The sequence below is a fragment of the Pseudomonas syringae group sp. 243L2 genome (assembly GCF_032587875.1).
GTDB lineage: Bacteria > Pseudomonadota > Gammaproteobacteria > Pseudomonadales > Pseudomonadaceae > Aquipseudomonas > Aquipseudomonas amygdali.
This window is the reverse complement of record NZ_JAWHPL010000010.1, coordinates 36,838-61,242: the sequence shown is the minus strand read 5'-3', so window position 1 is coordinate 61,242 and position 24,405 is coordinate 36,838. Positions and strand designations below refer to the sequence as shown.

Sequence of the window (24,405 nt, the reverse complement as noted above, 5' to 3'; positions counted from 1 at the left end):
TCGAGTGGGGCGTGCTATGTAGATGGATTCGGTCATCGTCCGGCGCAGAGGTTTCCTTATATAGGGGCCGTGCCAGACACGTCGCGAGTGATGCGAGGTGTTTTCCTTTCTCCTCCGGCTGTAGTCCGATTCCTTCTTGTTAACCCGCCCTTTTTCAGTAGGGTGACTTCTTGAGTTTGACCCACTAGAATGCATGCCCTTGATTCTGGGGTCGGAAACGGCCGGCTAACGTCTGTGCAACGAGGAATATCCATGCAAGTTTCTGTTGAAAATACTTCCGCTCTTGAGCGCCGCATGACCATTGGCGTGCCTGCCGAACGCATCGAGACTGAAGTCAACAAGCGTCTGCAGCAGACCGCACGCAAAGCCAAGATCCCGGGCTTCCGCCCAGGCAAGGTGCCTATGAGCGTGATCCGTCAGCGTTATGAAGACGGCGCACGTCAGGAAGCACTGGGCGATCTGATTCAGGCTACTTTCTACGAAGCTGTGGTTGAGCAGAAGCTGAACCCGGCCGGTGCTCCTGCTGTAGAGCCGAAATCTTTCGAAAAAGGCAAAGACCTGGAATACGTGGCTACTTTCGAAGTATTCCCGGAATTCACCGTTGCCGGTTTCGACACCATCGCCGTAGAGCGCCTGTCTGCCGACGTGGCGGACAGCGATCTGGACAACATGCTGGAAGTACTGCGCAAGCAGAACGTTCGTTTTGAAGTGGCCGACCGTGCTGCCCAGAACGAAGACCAGCTGAACATCGATTTCGTGGGCAAGGTCGACGGCGAAGTGTTCGCTGGCGGTTCTGCTACGGCTACCCAGCTGGTGCTGGGTTCCGGTCGCATGATTCCTGGTTTCGAAGACGGTCTGGTTGGCGCCAAGGCTGGCGAAGAGCGCGTTCTGAACGTGACCTTCCCCGAGGACTATCAGAACCTTGAGCTGGCCGGCAAGGCTGCCGAGTTCACCGTGACCGTCAATACCGTTTCCGAGCCAAAGCTGCCTGAGCTGAACGAAGAGTTCTTCAAGCAGTTCGGTATCAAGGAAACCGGTATCGAAGGCTTCCGCACCGAGGTTCGCAAGAACATGGAGCGCGAGCTGCGTCAGGCGATCAAGTCCAAGGTCAAGAATCAGGTCATGGACGGTCTGCTGGCTGCCAACCCGATCGAAGTGCCTAAAGCGCTGCTGGAAAACGAAGTCAACCGTCTGCGCGTCCAGGCTGTTCAACAGTTCGGCGGCAACATCAAGCCAGACCAGTTGCCGGCTGAGCTGTTCGAAGAGCAGGCCAAGCGTCGCGTCGAGCTGGGTCTGATCGTTGCCGAGGTCGTCAAGCAGTTCGACCTCAAGCCTGATGATGCTCGCGTACGTGAAATGATTCAGGAAATGGCATCCGCCTATCAGGAGCCTGAGCAGGTTGTTGCCTGGTACTACAAGAACGAGCAGCAAATGAACGAGGTACGTTCTGTTGTGCTTGAAGAGCAAGTTGTAGATACTGTTTTGCAGAAAGCTAGCGTGACCGACAAATCGGTCTCCTACGAAGAAGCTGTCAAGCCGGTGGAAGCTCCAAAAGCCGACTGATTTCTCTTTTCGTGCGAAAACACCCACAAGCCAGCCTTCGCGCTGGCTTGTGCGTATTCAAGACTCGACTATTTGGGAGTGAATGCAGGACATGTCCCGCAATTCTTATATTCAGCAGAACTCTGACATCCAGGCCGCTGGCGGCCTGGTCCCGATGGTTATCGAGCAGTCCGCCCGTGGCGAACGCGCCTATGACATCTATTCGCGCCTTCTCAAGGAGCGAGTCATCTTTATGGTTGGTCCGGTAGAGGACTACATGGCCAACCTTATCGCGGCACAACTGCTCTTCCTTGAAGCGGAAAACCCGGACAAGGATATCCATCTCTACATCAACTCGCCGGGCGGTTCGGTGACAGCAGGCATGTCGATCTACGACACCATGCAGTTCATCAAGCCGGACGTTTCGACTATCTGTATCGGTCAGGCTTGCAGCATGGGTGCCTTCCTGCTGGCCGGTGGTGCAGAAGGCAAGCGTCATTGCCTGCCCAACTCGCGGATGATGATTCACCAGCCGCTGGGCGGTTTCCAGGGTCAGGCGTCGGATATCGACATCCATGCCAAGGAAATCCTGCACATTCGTCATCGTCTCAACTCGCTACTGGCGCATCACACCGGCCAGAGCCTCGAAACCATCGAGCGCGACACCGAGCGTGACAACTTCATGAGCGCAGAGCGTGCGGCTGAATACGGCCTGATCGACTCCGTGATCAACAAGCGTCAAATGCCTGCCTAAGCGGCTCAAAATGTAGGGGGTCGGCACAACCGACCGCCTGCGGACTTGAAAAAGCCCGCAATAGCCTTCATCTTGTGTTGCAAGCCTACCGGATTGGATCGATCGAATGACTGACACCCGCAACGGCGAGGACAACGGCAAATTGCTCTATTGCTCCTTCTGTGGCAAAAGCCAGCATGAAGTGCGCAAATTGATTGCCGGCCCCTCGGTCTTTATCTGCGACGAGTGCGTCGACCTGTGCAACGACATCATCCGCGAGGAGGTGCAGGAAGCACAGGCCGAAAGCAGCGCGCATAAATTGCCTTCGCCTAAAGAAATCAGCGGCATCCTTGACCAGTATGTAATCGGTCAGGAACGTGCCAAAAAGGTCCTCGCAGTAGCGGTGTACAACCACTACAAGCGTCTGAACCAGCGCGACAAAAAGAACGACGACGTTGAACTGGGCAAGAGCAACATCCTGCTGATCGGCCCTACGGGCTCCGGCAAGACGCTGCTGGCCGAAACACTGGCCCGTCTGCTCAATGTGCCGTTCACCATCGCTGACGCCACCACCCTGACCGAAGCCGGTTATGTGGGTGAGGACGTTGAAAACATTATCCAGAAGCTGTTGCAGAAATGTGATTACGATGTCGAGAAGGCCCAGATGGGCATTGTCTACATCGATGAAATCGACAAGATTTCGCGCAAATCCGACAACCCTTCGATCACTCGTGACGTTTCCGGCGAAGGCGTGCAGCAAGCCTTGCTGAAGCTGATCGAGGGCACCGTGGCTTCCGTTCCTCCGCAAGGTGGTCGCAAGCATCCGCAGCAGGAATTCCTGCAAGTGGACACACGCAACATCCTCTTTATCTGCGGTGGTGCCTTCTCGGGCCTGGAAAAGGTCATTCAGAACCGTTCCACCCGTGGCGGCATCGGCTTCAACGCCGAGGTTCGCAGCAAGGAGGAGGGCAAGAAGGTTGGCGAGTCCCTGCGTGAAGTCGAGCCTGACGATCTGGTCAAGTTCGGTCTGATCCCCGAGTTCGTGGGCCGTCTGCCAGTGCTTGCAACGCTGGACGAGCTGGATGAGGCTGCTTTGATACAGATCCTCACCGAGCCGAAGAATGCGCTGACCAAGCAGTATGCCAAGCTGTTCGAGATGGAAGGCGTGGACCTCGAGTTCCGCACCGACGCGTTGAAGTCGGTTGCCCGTCGCGCGCTGGAGCGCAAGACCGGTGCCCGTGGCTTGCGTTCCATCCTCGAAGGCGTGCTGCTCGACACCATGTACGAAATTCCGTCGCAAAGTGACGTGAGCAAGGTGGTGATCGATGAGAGCGTTATCGATGGTACGTCCAAGCCGCTGCTGATCTACGAAAACAGTGAGCCGCCTGTCAAGGTTGCCCCTGACGCGTAACACACGCAGGTGTATGGGCGTGTGAAGTAATACGGAAGGGGGCCTTTTTGGCCCCCTTTTGCATTTTTCAGCCGTTCATTCGTCTTGTATGAAGAAATTGATCTTGGCGGGTCGTGGCTCTAGAGCTTGTTTTTTTTGGACGCTACCCCCATCTTGGCTTCAAGCTAATTCCATCTGTCCCGGCCAATTGGCCGCCGTAGAGGCGAAATCATGAAGACCACTATTGAATTGCCTCTCTTGCCATTGCGTGATGTCGTGGTTTATCCGCACATGGTTATCCCGCTGTTCGTGGGGCGCGAGAAGTCTATCGAAGCCCTTGAAGCGGCAATGACGGGCGACAAGCAGATTCTGCTGCTCGCGCAAAGAAACCCGGCTGACGACGATCCTGATGAAAAGGCGTTGTACAACGTCGGCACTATTGCCACCGTATTGCAGCTGCTCAAGCTGCCTGATGGCACCGTCAAGGTGCTGGTCGAAGGTGAGCAGCGTGGTTCGGTAGAGCGTTTCATCGAAGTCGATGGCCATTACCGCGCCGACGTCGCGTTGATCGACGAAGTCGATGCGCCGGATCGCGAGTCCGAAGTATTTGTGCGCAGCCTGCTGGCTCAGTTCGAGCAGTATGTGCAGCTTGGCAAGAAAGTCCCCGCAGAAGTCCTCTCGTCGCTCAACAGCATCGATGAGCCCGGTCGCCTGGTTGACACCATGGCAGCGCACATGGCGCTCAAGATCGAGCAGAAGCAGGAAATTCTCGAGATTATCGACCTGTCGGCCCGTGTTGAGCACGTGCTGGCCTTGCTGGATGCCGAAATCGACCTGCTGCAGGTTGAAAAGCGCATTCGCGGTCGTGTGAAAAAACAAATGGAGCGCAGCCAGCGCGAGTACTACCTGAATGAGCAGATGAAGGCCATTCAGAAAGAACTGGGCGATGGCGACGAAGGCCATAACGAAATTGAAGAGCTGAAAAAGCGCATCGACGCTGCCGGGCTGCCCAAGGATGCTCTGACCAAAGCGACTGCCGAGCTGAACAAGCTCAAGCAGATGTCGCCGATGTCGGCCGAGGCGACTGTGGTGCGCTCCTACATCGACTGGCTGGTTCAGGTGCCGTGGAAGGCTCAGAGCAAGGTGCGTCTGGACCTTGCGCGCGCCGAAGCGATCCTCGATGCCGACCATTATGGTCTGGATGAGGTCAAGGAACGCATTCTCGAATACCTCGCCGTGCAAAAGCGCGTGAAGAAGATTCGTGGCCCTGTGCTGTGTCTGGTAGGGCCTCCAGGTGTGGGTAAAACTTCCCTTGCAGAATCTATCGCCAATGCAACCAATCGCAAGTTTGTGCGAATGGCGCTGGGCGGGGTGCGTGACGAGGCTGAAATTCGTGGTCATCGCCGGACTTACATCGGTTCGATGCCAGGAAGATTGATACAAAAGATGACAAAGGTGGGCGTCCGCAACCCGCTGTTCCTGCTTGATGAAATCGACAAGATGGGCAGTGACATGCGCGGCGATCCGGCGTCGGCATTGCTTGAGGTTCTGGACCCCGAGCAGAACCATAACTTCAATGATCACTACCTCGAAGTCGACTACGATCTTTCCGACGTAATGTTCCTGTGCACGTCGAACTCGATGAATATTCCGCCAGCCTTGCTGGACCGGATGGAAGTCATTCGCCTGCCGGGTTACACCGAAGACGAAAAGATCAACATCGCCGTCAAATACCTCTCGCCCAAGCAGATTCAGGCCAATGGCTTGAAGAAAGGCGAGATCCAGTTCGACGAGGAAGCAATCCGCGACATCATTCGCTACTACACCCGTGAAGCGGGCGTACGCGGTCTAGAGCGCCAGATTGCCAAGGTTTGCCGCAAGGCGGTCAAAGAACACGCCATGGAAAAACGCTTCTCCGTGCAGGTTACTGCCGAGATGCTCGAACACTTCCTGGGTGTGCGCAAATTCCGCTACGGACTGGCCGAGCAACAGGATCAGATCGGTCAGGTCACAGGCCTGGCGTGGACTCAGGTGGGCGGTGAATTGCTGACCATCGAGGCTGCGGTTGTATCGGGCAAGGGCCAGTTGATCAAGACCGGTTCGCTGGGTGATGTCATGGTCGAATCCATTACAGCCGCGCAGACCGTGGTGCGCAGTCGTGCCCGTAGTCTGGGCATTCCAGCCGATTTCCACGAGAAACACGACACGCATATCCACATGCCGGAAGGCGCGACGCCCAAGGATGGACCAAGCGCTGGCGTAGGCATGTGTACTGCTCTGGTATCAGCGCTTACACAGATCCCGGTACGTGCCGATGTGGCAATGACGGGCGAGATTACCTTGCGCGGGCAGGTGCTGGCGATTGGTGGTCTGAAGGAAAAACTTCTGGCTGCGCATCGCGGCGGAATCAAGACGGTGATCATTCCGGAAGAAAACGTGCGTGATTTGAAGGAGATTCCTGACAATATCAAGCAGGATCTGCAAATCAAGCCCGTTAAATGGATTGACGAAGTCCTGCAAATTGCGCTGCAATACGCGCCGGAGCCGTTGCCGGACGTGGCTACAGATCTGGTCGCAAAGGAAGAAAAACGCGAGTCTGACTCTAAGGACAGAATTAGCACGCATTAAGACTGGGTAGGCTTCCTTGACAGCTTTTTAGAGCCCTTGTTATAAAGCGGCTCTTTAAAGCAAGCACCAGCAAGCCTTCCAGCGCTCGTTTTGCTTAACACCTAAAACTTAGAAACATACTCAATATAGAGATAAGGGGACTTAGAGTGAACAAGTCGGAACTGATTGATGCTATCGCTGCATCTGCTGATATCCCGAAAGCTGCTGCTGGCCGTGCGCTGGACGCAGTGATCGAATCCGTCACTGGCGCTCTGAAGGCTGGCGACTCGGTTGTTTTGGTTGGCTTTGGTACGTTCTCCGTGACTGATCGTCCTGCTCGCATCGGTCGCAACCCTCAGACTGGTAAGACGCTGGAAATCGCTGCTGCTAAAAAACCAGGTTTCAAAGCTGGTAAAGCCCTCAAAGAAGCTGTCAACTAAGCCTCTCGATGCCTTTGCCCGCTGGGTCGGGTCTGTCCTGATCCAGTAGCGGAGCGGTGGTGCATTCGGTTGCAACACCGAGGGGTTCGAGCCCTACCGCTCCGTCAGTTACGAGAAGGCGCATCCTCGGATGCGCCTTTCTTCTATCCGCTTTCTACCCACGCTCCGCGGTTGGTTAGTCAGTTCAACCGTTTTGGGGGACGCAATGCTGCAGAACATCAGGGACAATTCACAAGGCTGGATTGCCAAGACAATTATCGGAATCATCATCGCTTTGATGGCCTTCACCGGCATCGAGGCGTTGTTTACCGCTACCAGCAATAAGCAGAACGCGGCTGAAGTGAACGGCGAGGACATCTCTCAGAATGAGTTGAGCCAGGCCGTCGACATGCAGCGGCGTCAGTTGGCTCAGCAGCTCGCGCAGCAGTTGGGCAAGGATTTCGATCCTGCGATGCTGGATGAAAAGCTGTTGCGTGAATCAGCCCTCAAAGGCCTGATCGACCGCAAGCTGCTGCTGCAAGGTGCAACGGATGCGAAATTCTCGTTTTCCGACGCGGCACTGGATCAGCAGCTTTTGCAGACGCCTGAGTTTCAGGTCGATGGCAAGTTCAGTGCTGACCGTTTCGATCAGGTCATTCGCCAGCTGGGTTACAGCCGTCTGCAGTTCCGCCAGATGCTTGGCCAGGAAATGCTCATCGGTCAGGTGCGTGCGGGGGTTGCCGGCAGTGCTTTCGTAACCGATGCACAGGTTGACGCTTTTGCCCGTCTGGAAAAGCAGACCCGTGATTTCGCGTCGCTGACCCTGCCCGCCGATACCACGGCGGTCAAAGTGACGGACGACGAAGTCAAGGCTCACTACGACCAGCATGCCAAGGAGTTCATGAGCCCTGAGCAGGTTGTGCTTGATTACATCGAATTGAAGAAGTCGTCTTTCTTCGACAAGGTGCAGGTCAAGGATGAGGACTTGCAGGCGGCTTATCAGAAGGAAATCGCCAATCTGTCCGAACAGCGTCGTGCTGCGCACATCCTGATCGAGGTGAACGACAAACTGAACGACGAGCAGGCCAAGGCGAAGATTGAAGAAATTCAACAGCGTCTGGCCAAGGGTGAAGATTTTGCGGCGCTGGCCAAGGAATATTCGCAGGACCCTGGTTCGTCCAGCAAGGGCGGTGATCTTGGTTACGCAGGCAAGGGTGTCTATGACCCTGCGTTCGAAGACACATTGTATGCCTTGAACAAGGACCAGGTATCGCAGCCTGTGCGTACCGACTTCGGCTGGCACCTGATCAAGTTGCTGGGCGTCGAGGCTCCATCGGTGCCGACCTTCGCCAGTCTGAAAGACAAACTGACCACGGATTTGAAATCGCAGCTGGTCGAGCAGAAATTTGTCGAAGTGACCAAGCAGCTGGAAGATTCTGCGTTTGAATCGTCCGATCTGTCTCAACCGGCACAGGACCTGGGCCTGAAGGTTCAGACCACTGCGCCATTCGGTCGTGAAGGCGGTGAGGGTATTACAGCCAACCGTGCGGTTATCCAGGCTGCGTTCAGCCCGGAAGTGCTGGAAGAAGGCTCCAACAGCAACACGCTGGAGCTGGATCCGGAGACCGTCGTGGTGGTGCGCTCCAAAGAGCATCTGCAACCTCAGCAGTTGCCGCTTGAGAGCGTTGCCAGCTCGATTCGCACTCAACTGGTCAAGGAGCACGCCACGGCCGCTGCCAAGGCCAAGGGCGAGGCTCTGCTGGCCGGGCTGCGTGATGGCAAGATCCCGCTGGCTGCGAAGCAGGATGGACGTGACTGGAAATCGATGGAAGCAGTCACTCGCAGTCAGGAAGGCGTTGATCCTCAAGTACTGCAGACGCTGTTCCGCATGCCCAAGCCTGATGGCAAGGGCAAGCCGGAATTTGCCAGCATTACTGCAGCCGATGGCAGCTTCGTGATTGTGCGCCTCAATGGCGTGAATCAGGCTGCTGCGCCGACTGACGCGGAAAAAGCGCAATACCGTCGCTTCCTCGCGTCGCGTGCGGGTCAGCAGGATTTCGCTGCGTACCGTGCACAGCTGGAAAGCAAGGCGAAGATCGAGAAGTTCTAAGCTCGAAACCCGCACAAAAAAGAAGGCCGCTCACTGAGCGGCCTTCTTTTTGAGTGCAGGAAAGTTGCCTGTCGGAAAAATGCCGCTCGCGAGGAGCGGCGCTTGCCGTCTTACTCTTCCATGCTGCCCATCGCGGTGGTGTTGAAACCGCCGTCGACGTACATGATCTCACCACTGATGCCCGACGCCAGGTCAGAGCACAGGAACGCACCGGCATTGCCGACTTCGTCGATGGTCACGTTGCGGCGCAAAGGAGTCTGTGCCTCGTTGGCAGCCAGCATTTTGCGGAAGTTCTTGATACCCGAAGCCGCCAGTGTGCGGATCGGGCCGGCCGATACAGCATTGACGCGAGTACCTTCCGGGCCGAGGCTGCCGGCCAGGTAACGAACGCCGGCTTCCAGGCTGGCCTTGGCCATGCCCATGACGTTGTAGTTGGGCATGGTGCGCTCTGCGCCCAGGTACGACAGGGTCAGCAGGCTGCCATTGCGGCCCTTCATCATTTCGCGACCAGCCTTGGCCAGGGCCACGAAGCTGTAGGCGCTGATGTCATGAGCGATGCGGAAACCTTCGCGAGTGGTAGCGTCGGTGAAGTCGCCGTCGAGCTGGTCACCCGGAGCAAAGCCGACCGAGTGAACGATCACGTCCAGGCCGTCCCACTTCTTGCTCAGCTCTTCAAAGACCTTGGTGATCTCTTCGTCGCTGGCCACATCGCAAGGGAAGCACAGCTCAGGACCTGAGCCCCAGCCTGCGGCGAACTCTTCGACACGGCCCTTGAGCTTGTCGTTCTGGTAGGTGAAAGCAAGCTCTGCACCTTCACGATGCATGGCGGCAGCAATGCCGGATGCGATGGACAGTTTACTGGCGACACCGACGATCAGGACGCGCTTACCGGCGAGAAAACCCATGTGTTGTTCCTCTTCAGGTTAATCGACAGCTACCGGCGCCAAAAAGGCGGCTTCCAGCAGCTGCTGTGTATAAGGATGTTGCGGTGCGGCGAAGATGTCCTGCGCTGCACCCTGTTCGACCACTTGGCCTTGCTTGACCACCATCAGCTGGTGGCTCAGCGCTTTGACGACAGCCAGGTCATGGCTGATGAACAAATACGTCAGATTGTACTTGGCTTGCAGCGAGCGAAGCAGCTCGACGACCTGACGCTGTACGGTCCGGTCGAGGGCTGACGTCGGCTCGTCCAGCAAGATAAGCGCCGGTTTCAATACCAGCGCACGTGCAATGGCGATCCTCTGCCGTTGGCCACCGGAGAACTCGTGAGGGTAGCGGTGCCGGGTATCCGGATCCAGACCAACCTCCCTGAGTGCTTCGATGATCGCCGTCTGTTGCTCGGCGGCCGTGCCCATGCCATGGATTCGCAAGCCTTCGCCAACTATTTCACCCACTGACATACGCGGGCTCAAACTACCAAACGGGTCCTGGAACACCACCTGCATCTGCCTGCGCAGCGGACGGATCTGCTGTTGCGACAGAGATTCTAGCGCGTTGCCCTTGAAACGTATGGTGCCCTGGCTGCCGATCAGCCGAAGAATCGCCAGCCCCAGCGTCGATTTGCCCGACCCGCTTTCACCCACGATGCCCAGTGTTTGCCCTTGCGGCAGGCTGAAGCGTATGCCGTCCACCGCCTTGACGTGGTCGACCGTGCGCTTGAGCAGGCCCTTTTTGATCGGGAACCAGACTTTCAGGTCCTCGACTTCAAGCAGCGGGGCGCCGGCCGGGTTGGTCGAAGGACCGCCGCTGGGCTCTGCGCTGAGCAACACTTTGGTGTAAGGGTGTTGCGGCGAACGGAACAATTCCTCGCACGATGCCTGTTCGACGATGCAACCGCGCTGCATGACACATACTCGGTTGGCTATTTGCCTCACCACGTTCAAATCGTGGCTGATAAGCAGCAATGCCATGCCCAGGCGAGCCTGCAATTGCTTGAGCAATTCAAGAATTTTCAGCTGTACCGTGACGTCCAGTGCAGTAGTCGGTTCGTCGGCAATCAGCAGCTCCGGCTCGTTGGCCAGTGCCATCGCTATCATTACACGCTGGCGTTGGCCGCCTGAAAGCTCGTGTGGCAAGGCTTTGAGCCGTTTGTGTGGCTCTGGGATACCTACCAGCTCAAGAAGCTCCAGCGTGCGTTTGGTGGCGTCCTTGCCGGTCAGGCCCTTGTGCAGGCCCAGTACCTCGTTGATTTGTTTTTCGACCGAGTGCAGCGGGTTCAGCGAGGTCATCGGTTCCTGGAAGATCATGGCGATACGGTTGCCACGGATCGAGCGCAGCTTTTTCTCTTCCACTTTCAGCAGGTCTTCACCGCCGTAGCGGACAGTGCCGCTCGGATGACTGGCAATGGGGTAGGGCAGCAGGCGCAGGATCGAATGCGCTGTAACTGATTTGCCCGAGCCGCTTTCGCCGACCAGTGCGAGGGTTTCACCCCGACGGATGTCAAAGCTGATGTTTTCGACCACCCGTTGCCGTGAGTCGCCCGTCACGAACTCGACCGCCAGATCGCGGATTTCGATCAGATTGTCATTGCTCATCTTATTTCCTTGGGTCGAAAGCATCGCGGGCGGATTCGCCGATGAACACCAGCAGGCTCAGCATAATGGCCAGCACAGCGAACGCGCTGATGCCCAGCCAGGGTGCCTGCAGGTTGGATTTGCCCTGCGCTACCAGTTCGCCCAGCGAAGGTGATCCGGCGGGCAGGCCGAAGCCCAGGAAGTCCAGTGCAGTCAAGGTGCCGATGGCCCCGGTGAGGATGAACGGCATGAAGGTCATGGTCGATACCATGGCGTTGGGCAGGATATGGCGGAACATGATCGCGCCGTTCTCCATGCCCAGCGCTCGCGCGGCTCTTACATATTCCAGATTCCGGCCACGCAGGAACTCGGCACGCACTACGTCCACCAGATTCATCCAGGAGAACAGCAGCATGATGCCCAGCAGCCACCAGAAGTTGGGTTGCACGAAGCTGGCGAGAATGATCAATAGATACAGCACGGGCAGGCCCGACCACACCTCCAGAAAACGCTGGCCCAGCAGGTCGACCCAGCCGCCATAGAAACCCTGCAGGGCACCTGCGATGACGCCGATGATCGAGCTGAGGATGGTCAGGGTCAGGGCGAACAGCACGGAAATCCTGAAGCCGTAGATCACTCGTGCCAACACATCACGGCCCTGATCGTCGGTGCCCAGCAGGTTTTCCCGGGACGGTGGCGCAGGGGCGGGGACTTTCAGGTCGTAGTTGATGCTCTGGTAACTGAACGGGATGGGCGCCCACAGGGTCCAGCCATCCTTCGCCGCGAGCAATTCCTTGATGTACGGGCTCTTGTAATTGGCTTCCAGCGGGAATTCGCCGCCGAAGGTGGTCTCCGGGTAACGCTCCAGCACCGGGAAGTACCAGTGACCGTCGTAGCGCACGGCGAGCGGTTTATCGTTGGCGATCAGTTCGGCGCCCAGGCTCAGGCCGAACAGGATGAGGAACAGCCACAGTGACCACCAGCCGCGCCGGTTGGCTTTGAAGCGTTCGAAGCGACGGCGATTGAGAGGAGACAGCTTCATATCAATGCTTCCTGCTTTCGAAGTCGATGCGCGGGTCTACCAGGGTGTAGGTGATGTCGCCGATCAGCTTCACCACCAACCCCAGCAGGGTGAAGATGAACAGGGTGCCGAACACCACCGGGTAGTCGCGGTTGATAGCGGCTTCAAAACTCATCAGGCCCAGGCCGTCCAGCGAAAAGATCACTTCCACCAGCAGCGAGCCGGTGAAGAAGATACCGATGAACGCCGACGGGAAGCCGGCGATCACTAGCAGCATCGCGTTGCGAAACACATGGCCGTAGAGCACCTTGTGGTTGCTCAGGCCCTTGGCTTTGGCGGTGGTGACATATTGCTTGCTGATTTCGTCGAGAAAGCTGTTCTTGGTCAGCAGGGTCATGGTGGCGAAGTTGCCGATCACCAGCGCGGTGACCGGCAGCACCAGATGCCAGAAGTAGTCGAAGACCTTGCCCAGGGTGCTCAGTTCGTCATAGTTGTTCGAAGTCAGCCCGCGCAGCGGGAACCAGTTGAAGTAGCTGCCACCGGCAAACACCACGATCAGCAGAATCGCGAACAGAAACGCCGGGATGGCGTAGCCGACGATGATCGCCGAGCTGGTCCACACGTCGAACTGGCTGCCGTGGCGAGTGGCTTTGGCGATCCCAAGCGGGATCGACACCAGGTACATGATCAGCGTGCTCCATAACCCCAGAGAGATGGAGACCGGCATCTTCTCGACGATCAGGTCGATCACCTTGGCATCGCGAAAGAAGCTGTCGCCGAAATCCAGCGTGGCGTAGTTCTTGATCATGATCCACAGGCGTTCCGGTGCCGATTTATCGAATCCGTACATGCGTTCGATTTCTTTGATCAGTGCCGGGTCCAGGCCCTGCGCGCCACGGTAGTTGGAGCCCGCCACCGAGACCTCGGCACCGCCACCCGCAATTCGGCTGGTAGCGCCATCGAAGCCTTCGATCTTGGCGATCATCTGCTCGACCGGTCCACCGGGTGCGGCCTGAATGATGACGAAGTTGATGATCAGAATGCCGAGCAGGGTAGGGATGATCAGCAGTAGCCGTCGCAGAATATAAGCCAGCATGTTATTGCTCCGCGTTCGCAGGCTTGGCCTGATCAGTGGCTGACGGGGTCGCGGTGGCGGGTTTGACATTCGGCTTCGCCCACCAGGTCATCAGGCCGATATCGGAAAGCGCCTTGGCCTTGGGATGGTCGATGTGATTCCAGTAAGCCACCCGCCAGGTTTTGATGTGCCAGTTGGGTACAACGTAAAAACCCCACAGTAATACGCGGTCCAGCGCTTTGGTATAAGTGATCAGGCTTTCCCGGGAGTCGGCGTTGATCAGCCCGTTGACCAGCGTGTCTACCGCCGGGTCCTTGAGGCCCATGAAGTTGCGGCTGCCCGGGTTGTCGGCGCTGGATGAGTCGAAATACACGCGCTGCTCGTTACCGGGTGAGCTGGACTGCGGATAGCCAGTGACGATCATGTCGTAGTCCCGCGAGCGCAGGCGGTTGATGTATTGCGACACGTCGGCGCGGCGAATCACCAGCTCGATGCCCAGGTCACTCAGGTTACGTTTGTAAGGCAACAGAATGCGCTCGAACTCGGTCTGGGCGATCAGAAACTCCAGCTTCACCGGGTTGCCCTGTGCATCGACCATCTTGTCGTCGACGATCTTCCAGCCCGCTTCCTGCAACAGCTGGAAGGCCCGGCGTTGCTGTGGACGAATCATGCCACTGCCATCGGTTACCGGCAGCGTGAAGGGTTCGGTGAACACTCTATCCGGGATCTTGCCGCGCAACGGTTCAAGGATTTTCAGTTCTTCGGCAGACGGCAGACCGCTGGCGGCCATTTCCGAGTTGTCGAAATAGCTTTTGGTGCGGCTGTACGAGCCGTTGAACAGCTGTTTGTTGGTCCACTCGAAGTCCAGCAGCAGAGTCAGCGCCTCACGGACCCTGACGTCTTGAAACACCGGCTTGCGCAGGTTGAAGACAAAACCCTGCATGCCCGTCGGATTGCCATTGGGCAGCTCTTCCTTGATCAGCCTGCCATCCCGGACTGCTGGCGTGTCATATGCAGTTGCCCAGTTCTTGGCGCTGGTTTCCACCCAATAATCGAACTGCCCGGCTTTGCCCGCTTCCAGCGCGACGGTGTTGTCGCGATAGTAGTCGGTGGTCAGCACATCGAAGTTGTAGAAGCCCTTATTGATCGGCAGGTCCTTGGCCCAGTAATCCTTGACCCGTTCATAGCGCACCGAGCGCCCGGCTTTTACATCGGCGACCTTGTACGGCCCGCTGCCCAGCGGGAAGTCCAGGTTGCCCTTGCTGAAGTCGCGATCTGCCCAGAAATGTTTGGGCAGCACGGGTAACTGGCCAAGAATCAGCGGCATCTCCCGATTGCCCTTGTGCTTGAATTTGAACAGCACACGCAGCGGGTCTTCGACGACCACCTGATCGACGTCGGCGTAGTAACCCTTGTACATGGGCGACCCGTGCTCCATCAGTGTCTTGAAGCTGAACTCCACGTCTTCTGCACGCATCGGGTGGCCGTCATGAAAGCGCGCTTCCGGGCGCAGGTAGAAGCGTACCCAGCTGTTGTCCGGGGCTTTCTCGATTTTACCGGCAACCAGCCCGTACTCACTGAACGGTTCATCCAGGCTTGCACGGGCCAGGGTGTCGTAGATCAGGCCGATGTCATCTGCCGGCACGCCCTTGTTGATGAACGGGTTGAGGCTGTCGAAACCGCCGAAGCCTGCCTGGCGGAACGTGCCACCCTTGGGCGCATCCGGGTTCACGTAGTCGAAGTGCTTGAAGTCGGCCGGGTACTTGGGCGGCTCGTCGTACAGCGTCACGCCATGCTGAGGCGCAGCCTGTACCGTGCAGGCGAGGCTGGCCAACAGCAGGCCGGCCGCTTGCGCGCGCAGGGAATGCAATGGGTTCATCGGGGCTTCTCCAGAGTCTTGAGCCACCACGCACGCAGCCCCAGGGTGTAGGGCGGGGTGGTGACCATGGCGAATCGGTTGCGATAGGCAAGCCGATGATTGTTCAGATACCAGTTGGGAATGCTGTAGTGCTGAGCCAGCAGCACGCGGTCCAGCGCTCGCGCAGCCGCGACCTGTTCATCGCGGGTTTGCGCGCCGAGCAGTTTGTTCAGCAGGGCGTCGACCACCGGGTTGGCAATGCCGGCGTAGTTCTTGCTGCCGTTGATCGCGGCCTGGCTTGAATGAAAATATTGCCACTGCTCAAGACCAGGGCTCAGCGTCTGTTGCAGGGTCATGAGAATCATGTCGAAGTCGAAACGGTCCAGGCGTTGTTTGTACTGGGCGCGATCGACGGTGCGCAGCCCTGCATCGATACCCAGGCGTCGCAGGTCTTCAATGTAGGGCTGCAGGATGCGTTCGAGGTTGGGGTTGACCAGCAGGATCTCGAAGCGCAGCGGTTGCTTGTCGGCGTTGAGCAAGCCCTTGTCCGACAGCGTCCAGCCAGCATCGGCAAGCAGTTTCAAGGCCTTGCGCAGAGTGTCGCGCGGGATGCCGCCGCCATCGGTTTTCGATGGGGCAAATGGCTGGGTAAACAGACTGGCGGGCAACTGATCGCGATAAGGCGCCAGCAATAACCATTCAGCCCCGCTCGGCAGGCCCGTCGCTGAAAACTCGCTGTTGGGGTAATAGCTGGTCGAACGCTCATAAGCGTCGCTGAACAGTGTGCGGTTGGTCCATTCGAAATTGAACAGTAGCCCCAGTGCTTCGCGTACGCGGATATCGGCGAAGGCCGCGCGCCTCGTGTTCATGAACAGGCCTTGGGTCTGGGTCGGTATGCGGTGCGGGATCTGCGCCTTGATTACCTGACCGTTTGCGACTGCCGGGAAGTTATAGCCATTGGCCCAGTTCTTGGCCTGATGCTCGATGTAGATATCGAATTCGCCGGCCTTGAAAGCTTCGAACGCCACATCGCTGTCACGGTAGAACTCGACTTCTACCCGGTCGAAATTGTATTTGCCGCGGTTGACCGGCAGGTCCTTGCCCCAGTAATCCTTGACCCGCTCGAACACCAGTTGCCGACCCGGCTGCACGCGGGTGATGCGGTAAGGGCCACTGCCCAGCGGCGGCTCGAAGGTGGTCGCCTTGAAATCCCTGCCCTTCCAGTAATGTTGCGGCAACACCGGCAGTTCGCCCAAGCGCAGGATCAGCAGCGGATTGCCCGAGCGCTTGAAGACAAACCGGATGCGATGACGGTTGAGGATGTCGACGCGCTGCACTTCCTGCAAGGCGGTGCGGTATTGAGGATGACCGTCCTTGAGCAGCGTTCGGTAGGAAAACGCCACGTCGTAGGCGGTGATGGGCTTGCCATCGTGAAAGCGCGCCTGTGGGCGCAGGTTGAACACCACCCAGCTGCGGTCCTCGCTGTATTCCACGGACTGGGCGATCAGCCCGTAGCTGGAGGTCGGTTCATCGCCGGACGGGTCGTACTGCCCTGTGCCCACCATCAACGGCTCGTTCAGTTCATTGACGCCGTATTGCAGGAAGTTTCCGGTCGAGACCGGGCTGCTGCCCTTGAATGTGTAAGGATTGAGCGTGTCGAACGTACCAAACGCCATCATTCTCAAGGTGCCCCCTTTCGGCGCCTCGGGATTGACCCAGTCGAAATGAGTAAAGCTGGCCGGGTACTTGAGAACACCAAACTGCGCATAGCCATGACTTTCTGTGATGGCTGCGTTGGCGCAGAAGCTCAAGGCCAGGCTGATGGTTAGCAGGAAGGGACGTATCACGATCCAGGCGACTTGGGCTTTCGGGTCGCTAACAGTAACAGCTTGTTCCAGCTGGAAAAAGACTGCAGGTGACTGCGCCGCCGGGGCTGCATCGGCCACCCGCCCCAAGGTTATCGAAGGGCAAGTGGCCGCGGCCATCAGTGCGGCAGGTAAACGGTCAGGGTCTGACCGGGTTTGAGGGCCTGCCCGCTACGTGGATTCCAGCGCTTGAGATGTTGCATCTCGACGTTAAAGCGCTTGGCGACGAGGTACATCGAGTCGCCTTTCTGGATCTTGTACTGCATGGATTTCTTTTCGCCGTCTTTGGCGCTGGCGACCGTTTTACTGCTGGATTTGCTGGTGTCCTGCATGACCAGCGTCTGGCCGACCTTGAGCTTCTTGCCGGTCAGCTTGTTCCAGCGTTGCAGGTCTTCGACATCCACCTTGTTGGCTTGCGCGATGGTGGTCAGGTTGTCACCGCTGCGCACCTTGTAACTTCGGGTACGTGACGGCTTGTCGTTGCTGGCCAACGCTTCGAACACGGGCTGTGAATTCTGCATGCCCGGCTTGACCGGTATGCTCAGTGATTGACCGACCTTCAGGCGGTTGCCGGACAGCTTGTTATTGCCCTTGAGCGAGCTGACCGTGACCTGATAGCGACTCGCCAGGCTTTCCAGAGTATCGCCCTTGCGTACGCGGTAAGGCTGCCAGGCGACCAGCTCTTCCTGTTTCATGGTCAGCAGGCTGGCCGTCAGCAGTTGCGCCTTGGACGTTGGCACCAGCAGATGCTGAGGCCCATCGACCGTCAGGCGCTTCTTGTAGGCAGGGTTGAGCTGGATAAGCTCATCTTCGTCAATATCGGCAGCGCTGGCCACTTTGGACAGATCGACGCGCTTGTTGAGTTCGACGACTTCGAAATAGGGCTGGTTGGCGATCGGATTGAGGTTGACGCCATAGGCTTCCGGCGACAGTACTACCTGGGACAAGGCCAGCAGCTTGGGCACATAGTCCCGTGTTTCCTGCGGAAGTGGCAGGTTCCAGTAGTCGGTCGGCAGGTTGAGCTTGTCATTGCGCTCGATGGCACGGCTCACTGTGCCTTCGCCCGCGTTGTAGGCCGCCAGGGCCAGCAACCAGTCGCCGTTGAACATGTCATGGAGGCGTGTCAGGTAATCCAGTGCGGCAACAGTCGAGGCCTGGATATCACGACGTCCGTCGTAAAAGCTGGTCTGACGCAGATTGAAATAACGCCCGGTCGAGGGGATGAACTGCCATAGACCTACAGCCTGGCTGCGTGAAACGGCCATCGGGTTGTAGGCGCTTTCGATGACCGGCAGCAGCGCCAGTTCCAGCGGCATGTTGCGTTCTTCAAGGCGCTCGACGATGTAGTGCATGTACAGGCTGCCGCGCTCGCCAGCGTTTTCCAGAAAGGAAGGGTTGTTGGCGAACCACAGGCGCTGTTGATCGATGCGGGGGTTCTGATCATTGCCTTGTTGCAGTTGAAAGCCCTGACGCATGCGCTCCCACACATCTTGTGGCGGGGCGAGGGGAGTGACGGGCTTGTGAGACAGGAAAATCGGTTTTTGCTTGATGCCGGCGGCCAGATTAGGCGTGCGATGACTGCTGACCGGGTCGACGCTGGCAGTGCTCTGGCAACCGGCCAGAAGCGCACTCGCGGTGACAGCCATGGCCTGAGCCAACCGAGTCAATGCGTCCGAATGTGAAGGCTTGCTGATAGATGACGACATTGTTCGGGGGGTACATCCAGACGAAAATGTCGGGCGATTCTAGGAAGCAGCCTGCCGTCGGTCAACCTTTCAGAATTTTATTGCGGTTTTATGGTCGGGTCAGAACTTATCTTTCCATGCCCTCAAGCTGGCAAAGACCGCACTCTGCGAGGTGTTTTGCCCGCCGCTCCGTTCGTCCGCTTTTTCTTTAACAGATGTTTCCCGGGTTCGCAGGAACGGGTTGGTGCGTTTTTCCAGAGCCAGGTTTGAAGGAAGGCTGATGCGATTTTCACTACGCCAGCGGGTGACTTCGGCGAGGCGTTGGGCAATATCCTGATTATCGGGCTCGACGGCCTGGGCGAAGCGCAGATTACTCAGCGTGTATTCGTGGGCGCAATAAATCAGCGTGCTGTCCGGCAGTTTGGCCAGACGCTCGAGGGAGTCATGCATCTGCTCTGGCGTACCCTCGAACAGACGTCCACAGCCTGCTGCGAACAGCGTGTCGCCGCTGAACAGCAAGGGCGTTGTAGCGTCTTCATGGTAGAAGGCGATATGACCGAGCGTGTGGCCGGGAACTGCATGCACCACAAACTCGAGACCGAGCACTGTCAGTCGGTCATGGTCGACCAGTGCGATATCGCGTGCCGGAATAGTCTCTGCCGCAGGGCCGAGTACGCGTGCCCGGGTCGCCTGCTTGAGTTCCGCCACGCCGCCGACATGATCATTGTGGTGGTGGGTGATGAGGATATCGGCCAGCTGGTAGTCAGGATGCTCCGCCAGCCAGCCCAGCACCGGTTTCGCGTCGCCAGGATCGACCACAGCGCATTGCTGGCTCGAAAGGTCTTGTAACAACCATATGTAGTTGTCATTGAAAGCAGGAAGGGCGTGGATCTGTATCATGGCGCAGTTCGCATAGCGGCGGACAATGGTGCATCTTAGGGTCTGTTGCCGCTGTAAGCGAGCACCTCTGGAGGAGAACTCATGACCGATGAAGCGTTCGCTCAGGCTGATCCTGAGTGGCTTGCATTGATCCGCGCTGCCCGTGAATGGCTTTCCGGGCCGCTGGGGCAGCTTCTGCTCGAAGAGGAACGGCGCATTCTCGACGAAGAGCTGGGGCGGTATTTCGGCGGCTATCTGGTGCATTACGGCCCGTCGGCGCAAGCGCCGCCGATTGCCCCGCAGGTGCAACGCAATGTGCGGCTCGGAGCACCATTGCCGGGCGTCGAGATTGTCTGCGAAGAGCAGGCCTGGCCATTGAGCGAACACGCGGCGGATGTCGTGGTACTGCAACACGGCCTGGATTTCTGCCTGTCGCCCCACGGGCTACTTCGTGAAGCAGCCAGCAGTGTTCGGCCGGGCGGGCACTTGCTGATTATCGGCATCAACCCCTGGAGCGCCTGGGGCATGCGTCACGTGTTCGCTCGGGATGCGCTGCGCAAGGCGCGCTGCATCTCATCCTCGCGGGTCGCCGACTGGCTGAACCTGCTGGGCTTCGCGCTGGAGAAACGGCGCTTCGGATGCTATCGTCCGCCCCTTGCTTCAGCGGCATGGCAGTCACGTCTTGCTGGGCTCGAAAGCCTCGGCGAAGGACGTCAGAGCCCCGGTGGCGGCTTCTACCTTCTGGTGGCGCGTAAACTGGTGGTAGGCCTGAGGCCTGTACGTCAGGTACGCCGCGACCCTATCGGCAAGCTGATTCCCATGCCGATGGCCAAGGTCAGTCGCAACACTCAGGATCATTCCTGAGCAATGCCCTGCTGCACATGAAGCCCATCATTCTGGAAAGGTCGTAATGAGCGATAGCGTTGAACTCTTCACCGACGGTGCCTGCAAGGGCAATCCTGGCCCGGGCGGGTGGGGTGCCCTGCTGGTGTGCAAGGGTGTCGAAAAAGAGCTGTGGGGTGGCGAGGCCAACACCACCAACAACCGCATGGAGCTGACGGGTGCCATTCGCGGGCTCGAAGAGCTCAAGCGTCCCTGCGAAGTGACGCTGGTGACCGATTCTCAGTACGTGATGAAAGGCATTACCGAGTGGATGGTCAACTGGAAGAAACGCGGCTGGAAAACCGCGGCCAAGGAGCCGGTCAAAAATGCCGATCTGTGGCAGCTGCTCGATGAACAGGTCAGCCGGCATAATGTGAAATGGCAGTGGGTACGAGGCCATATCGGCCATCCCGGCAACGAGCGTGCCGACCAGCTCGCCAACCGTGGTGTTGACGAAGTGCGTGGCATAAAAAGCTGATAGTCGTCAGTCGACGTTCAGTCAAATACTCTGTACGAAATCGAGGATGACATTGCCTGCCGCGTGCGGCGCCACAAGGACGCGGTCCGGTATTTCATGACCCCGTATTTCATGATGAGCCACGTCATTACGCGCCAGTATTGCGCGCAGATCGTTGAGGCTCGTGGTGCGCAGCCGGATGGAAATCGCATGGGGGCGCTCCCTGGTAATTGCAGGTAGTTCGACGCCCGGAAATTCCAGGGCAGCTGTAGCGGCGTCAATCGCTCGCAATAAGCCGCATCGGGTATCAGCTTCCAGCACAGTACCGTTGTATTTCACTGCATCGCCATAGATAGCTCGCCAGCGGGGTTCAAGCCGTTTGGGGTCTGCCAGATAAGTGATTGCCAGAATCCCGTCTGCGCCATTGGGGTGGTTCTGCCAGCCGCGCACCCAGATCAGTTCAGGACGATGCTGATGGCAGATAAAGTTGGAGGCGTCCGGGAGTTCCGGGTCGATGAAGAGCGCCAACGAAACAACGGCTTCATCGTCGCGACCATCGGGGAGCGTCATTTTTCGACGAAAATCAATACGGCCCTGGCTTTCAAGCCCTGCAGCCGCCATACGCGCGTGGTCATTGTCGGCATCTTTACTGTGCAGCGCCACCAGCGAAACGCCTTCTTCGCCGCGGTCGAGGAATTGACCCAGCTGACGTCCGAAGCAGAAACCGTTTACCGAGTGGGTGCCGAATTTCGAAGCATCTTCAACGCCGATCAATTCGATAAAGTTACTGGGAAACATCATCAACGAGGTGACGGTTCCCCAAGGGTGGTAGCTGACCGGCGACGGCGCGAAGCCCATTCTGCGATACAGCTCCAGAGCCTCGGCATGATTACGCACGGTGACAAGAGGATGATCGATACCCTGCGCAAATTGAGCGACGGCTGTCATGGTAATAGCTCCTGATTAGCCTTTGGATTTTGTCGTAAAGGTCGCCAGAAAAGCAGGGGCATTACCCACCACCTTTGCCGGTGTGCCAGCGACGACCGTTCCAGCGCCCACAGCTTTGAGTACGACCGAGTTGGCCGCCACGATGGCATTGGCCCCTACTTCGATGTTCCCCAGAACGGTTGCTCCGGCGCAAATCAGTGCGCCTCTGCGGATTTTCGGGTGTCGGTCGCCTGCTTCGTTGAGGGTGCTGCCCAGCGTGACACCGTGCCAGAGGCTCACTTGATCTTCGACTACAGCGGTTTCCCCGATAACAAGGCCGATGCCATGGTCGACAAACAGGGATTTTCCGAGCCGCGCCGCCGGGTGAATGTCGATGCTCCAGGTGTTGGCCGCCCAGTTCTGTACTAGCACCGCGCTTTGCTCATCGCCCTCAGCCCACAGTGCATGGGCGATGCGGTATGCCTGAACGGCCTGTATGCCACGGAAGGTTAGAAAGGCCGTGAGGTGATCCGGGCAGGCAGGATTGACTGTTTCCAGATGGTTGATATCGGCAGCTGCTGCCTGAGCGATGGACGGCCTGGCCTTTATGATCGCCTTGAACCAGTCTTCCAGCGCCACGTTACTCGCTTGGGCCTGCATCTGTCGGGCAAGGTTCGCAGCGAGCGCATCCTCGAAAGTCGAATAGACCAGCAGGTGGCTTGTCGCATAATCGCCGAGTACCGGGTTGCGCTCGGTCAGTTGCCGGGCTTGATCGCGAAGGCGCTGCCAGAGAAGGCTCATATCGATCTCCTGTTGCCGATGGGTCGAGTATGGACACGCGGCAGACGCGTCAGCAATCATCGCAAACTCGGAACTCTGTTGCCTTTATCGCAACTCATGGTGCAACTCGGGAGGCGTGCGAGTTCCGGGTAAAATCGCCGCATCCGTTGTATCCCTGCAGCGCCTGCTGACGTTTATCCCTTTCAATTGCGGATGGATCCGACAGGCTCGCAGCTTCCATGGCGTGTTAGAATCGCGGCCTGTAGATGAGGCGACAGTCAATGGCATTACAAAACCTGGATAACAGATCAATCGTTCTCGATACCGAAACCACCGGTATGCCGGTGACAGATGGTCACCGGATCATCGAGATCGGTTGTGTCGAGTTGATTGGCCGGCGCCTGACCGGTCGGCATTTTCACGTTTACCTGCAACCTGATCGCGAAAGTGACGAAGGCGCGATTGGTGTTCACGGTATCACCAACGAATTTCTGGTCGGCAAGCCCCGGTTTGCCGAAGTCGCCGATGAATTTTTCGAATTCATCAAAGGCGCGCAACTGATCATTCACAACGCAGCGTTCGATGTTGGCTTCATCAACAACGAATTTGCCTTGATGGGTTCGCAGGACAGGGCTGATATCACCCAGCACTGTTCGATCCTCGACACCCTGATGATGGCCCGCGAGCGCCATCCGGGGCAGCGCAACAGTCTGGATGCCCTGTGCAAGCGCTACGGCGTCGACAACTCGGGCCGCGAGCTGCACGGCGCACTGCTCGACTCTGAAATTCTGGCCGACGTCTACCTGGCGATGACCGGCGGGCAGACCAGCCTGTCGCTGGCTGGTAATGCCTCTGACGGCAACGGCTCCGGTGAAGGCTCTGGCAACCGAGGCAGCGAAATCCGCCGTTTGCCTGCCGATCGCAAACCTTGCCGCATCATTCGTGCTTCGGAAAGTGAACTGGCCGAGCATGAAGTCCGTATGAGCACCATTGCCAAGGCATCCGGTGCACCTGCTTTGTGGGTACAAATGCTGGAAGCCGCAGCGCAGACGTCCTCCTGACAGCAACCAGCGAGTGGTGACATGAACCTGGCAAACCCTGCCTTGAGCATTCGGATCGCAGACGAATGCTTCGAGGACTACATTCTCAATAGCGAATTCACGTTTACAGTGCTTGGCTATGCCCAACCGCGTATCGGCGAAAGCGTTGATTCATGGCAGGTTGAGTTGGTCGAGCCGTACAGCAAGAATTATGGTATCGATTCTCAAGAGTTTGCCGATCATCGCGATGCCGCCACGAGTTCGGTGATGGTGGCCTGGCTGGATGACCGCCCGGTTGGCCATATCGTGATGAGCACTCACTGGAGCGGGTTCGCCTACATCGATGAATTGGCGGTAGACGAGTCGGCGCGTCGTCATGGGGTCGCGCGCTCATTGCTCGATGTCGCTCAATTCTGGAGCCGCAAGCGCAATCTGCCCGGCATCGTTCTGGAAACCCAGAACAATAACCTGGGTGCCTGCAGGTTGTATGAGCGTTGTGGATACGTGGTAGGCGGGGTGGATCATATGCGCTATAGAGGCATAGATCCCAACACACGTGAAACGGCGATTTTCTGGTATCTGATCTTTTCTGACTAGCAACTTCCCGCTGGCAGCGGCAGCT

General features: G+C 57.8%; 20 protein-coding genes. 10 read left to right on the top strand and 10 right to left on the bottom strand.

Annotated features, from left to right (window positions below):
* Positions 1-252: 252 nt before the first annotated feature.
* The 6 genes from tig to RYB66_RS04140 all read left to right on the top strand — a co-directional run bounded on the left by tig (position 253) and on the right by RYB66_RS04140 (position 8,801).
* A complete protein-coding gene (gene tig / locus RYB66_RS04165) occupies positions 253-1,563 on the top strand; it encodes a trigger factor (protein WP_002552733.1) in 1,311 nt (436 codons plus the stop codon).
* 91 nt (positions 1,564-1,654) lie between these two features.
* Entirely contained in the window at positions 1,655-2,296 is a 642-nt protein-coding gene (gene clpP / locus RYB66_RS04160) for an ATP-dependent Clp endopeptidase proteolytic subunit ClpP (RefSeq protein WP_002552734.1), read from the top strand.
* A gap of 106 nt (positions 2,297-2,402) precedes the next feature.
* Positions 2,403-3,686: an ATP-dependent Clp protease ATP-binding subunit ClpX gene (clpX, locus tag RYB66_RS04155; RefSeq protein WP_316893891.1), complete on the top strand. Its 1,284-nt coding sequence runs from the start codon at positions 2,403-2,405 to the stop codon at positions 3,684-3,686.
* Positions 3,687-3,896: 210 nt separating this feature from the next.
* On the top strand, positions 3,897-6,293 hold the full coding sequence (gene lon / locus RYB66_RS04150; RefSeq protein WP_002552736.1) for an endopeptidase La: 2,397 nt from the start codon (positions 3,897-3,899) through the stop codon (positions 6,291-6,293).
* A gap of 146 nt (positions 6,294-6,439) precedes the next feature.
* Positions 6,440-6,712: an HU family DNA-binding protein gene (locus RYB66_RS04145; RefSeq protein ID WP_002552737.1), complete on the top strand. Its 273-nt coding sequence runs from the start codon at positions 6,440-6,442 to the stop codon at positions 6,710-6,712.
* A 205-nt stretch (positions 6,713-6,917) separates the two neighbouring features.
* Positions 6,918-8,801 carry a SurA N-terminal domain-containing protein gene (locus RYB66_RS04140; protein ID WP_004667782.1) on the top strand — a complete coding sequence of 628 codons (1,884 nt, stop codon included), beginning with the start codon at positions 6,918-6,920 and terminating at the stop codon, positions 8,799-8,801.
* Between the two features lie 110 nt (positions 8,802-8,911).
* On the opposite strand, the gene fabI is transcribed toward RYB66_RS04140, so the two are convergent.
* The 8 genes from fabI to gloB all read right to left on the bottom strand — a co-directional run bounded on the left by fabI (position 8,912) and on the right by gloB (position 19,718).
* Positions 8,912-9,706, bottom strand: coding sequence for an enoyl-ACP reductase FabI (gene fabI, locus RYB66_RS04135; RefSeq protein WP_004660733.1), 795 nt, complete (start codon positions 9,704-9,706; stop codon positions 8,912-8,914).
* An 18-nt stretch (positions 9,707-9,724) separates the two neighbouring features.
* Positions 9,725-11,335 (bottom strand): ABC transporter ATP-binding protein, encoded by a 1,611-nt coding sequence (locus RYB66_RS04130; RefSeq protein ID WP_005743883.1) that lies wholly within the window; start codon positions 11,333-11,335, stop codon positions 9,725-9,727.
* A 1-nt stretch (position 11,336) separates the two neighbouring features.
* Positions 11,337-12,356 carry an ABC transporter permease gene (locus tag RYB66_RS04125; RefSeq protein WP_002552741.1) on the bottom strand — a complete coding sequence of 340 codons (1,020 nt, stop codon included), beginning with the start codon at positions 12,354-12,356 and terminating at the stop codon, positions 11,337-11,339.
* Between the two features lies 1 nt (position 12,357).
* On the bottom strand, positions 12,358-13,431 hold the full coding sequence (locus tag RYB66_RS04120; protein WP_002552742.1) for a microcin C ABC transporter permease YejB: 1,074 nt from the start codon (positions 13,429-13,431) through the stop codon (positions 12,358-12,360).
* A 1-nt stretch (position 13,432) separates the two neighbouring features.
* Positions 13,433-15,289, bottom strand: coding sequence for an extracellular solute-binding protein (locus tag RYB66_RS04115; RefSeq protein ID WP_230017999.1), 1,857 nt, complete (start codon positions 15,287-15,289; stop codon positions 13,433-13,435).
* A complete protein-coding gene (locus RYB66_RS04110) occupies positions 15,286-17,115 on the bottom strand; it encodes an extracellular solute-binding protein (RefSeq protein ID WP_316893998.1) in 1,830 nt (609 codons plus the stop codon). Before RYB66_RS04110 ends, RYB66_RS04115 begins: the two co-directional genes overlap by 4 nt.
* A gap of 137 nt (positions 17,116-17,252) precedes the next feature.
* A complete protein-coding gene (locus RYB66_RS04105; RefSeq protein ID WP_002552745.1) occupies positions 17,253-18,839 on the bottom strand; it encodes a lytic transglycosylase domain-containing protein in 1,587 nt (528 codons plus the stop codon).
* 99 nt (positions 18,840-18,938) lie between these two features.
* The gene (gloB, locus tag RYB66_RS04100; protein ID WP_005782266.1) at positions 18,939-19,718 is read right to left on the bottom strand and encodes a hydroxyacylglutathione hydrolase; all 780 of its coding nucleotides are present in this window, start codon (positions 19,716-19,718) and stop codon (positions 18,939-18,941) included.
* A gap of 81 nt (positions 19,719-19,799) precedes the next feature.
* Between gloB and RYB66_RS04095 the strand changes: the two genes are divergently transcribed.
* Positions 19,800-20,561 carry a methyltransferase domain-containing protein gene (locus tag RYB66_RS04095; protein ID WP_316886887.1) on the top strand — a complete coding sequence of 254 codons (762 nt, stop codon included), beginning with the start codon at positions 19,800-19,802 and terminating at the stop codon, positions 20,559-20,561.
* 46 nt (positions 20,562-20,607) lie between these two features.
* Entirely contained in the window at positions 20,608-21,057 is a 450-nt protein-coding gene (rnhA, locus tag RYB66_RS04090; RefSeq protein ID WP_002552748.1) for a ribonuclease HI, read from the top strand.
* Between the two features lie 21 nt (positions 21,058-21,078).
* Here the strand turns inward: rnhA and RYB66_RS04085 are convergent, their stop codons facing one another.
* Both RYB66_RS04085 and epsC read right to left on the bottom strand, forming a co-directional pair.
* Positions 21,079-21,984 (bottom strand): VOC family protein, encoded by a 906-nt coding sequence (locus tag RYB66_RS04085; protein WP_316893889.1) that lies wholly within the window; start codon positions 21,982-21,984, stop codon positions 21,079-21,081.
* Between the two features lie 15 nt (positions 21,985-21,999).
* Positions 22,000-22,764, bottom strand: a complete 765-nt coding sequence (gene epsC, locus RYB66_RS04080) for a serine O-acetyltransferase EpsC (protein ID WP_316893887.1) — start codon at positions 22,762-22,764, stop codon at positions 22,000-22,002.
* 260 nt (positions 22,765-23,024) lie between these two features.
* Between epsC and dnaQ the strand changes: the two genes are divergently transcribed.
* Both dnaQ and RYB66_RS04070 read left to right on the top strand, forming a co-directional pair.
* Positions 23,025-23,804 carry a DNA polymerase III subunit epsilon gene (gene dnaQ / locus RYB66_RS04075; protein WP_002552751.1) on the top strand — a complete coding sequence of 260 codons (780 nt, stop codon included), beginning with the start codon at positions 23,025-23,027 and terminating at the stop codon, positions 23,802-23,804.
* Positions 23,805-23,825: 21 nt separating this feature from the next.
* A complete protein-coding gene (locus RYB66_RS04070; protein WP_002552752.1) occupies positions 23,826-24,380 on the top strand; it encodes a GNAT family N-acetyltransferase in 555 nt (184 codons plus the stop codon).
* The last annotated feature ends 25 nt before the right edge of the window (positions 24,381-24,405 follow it).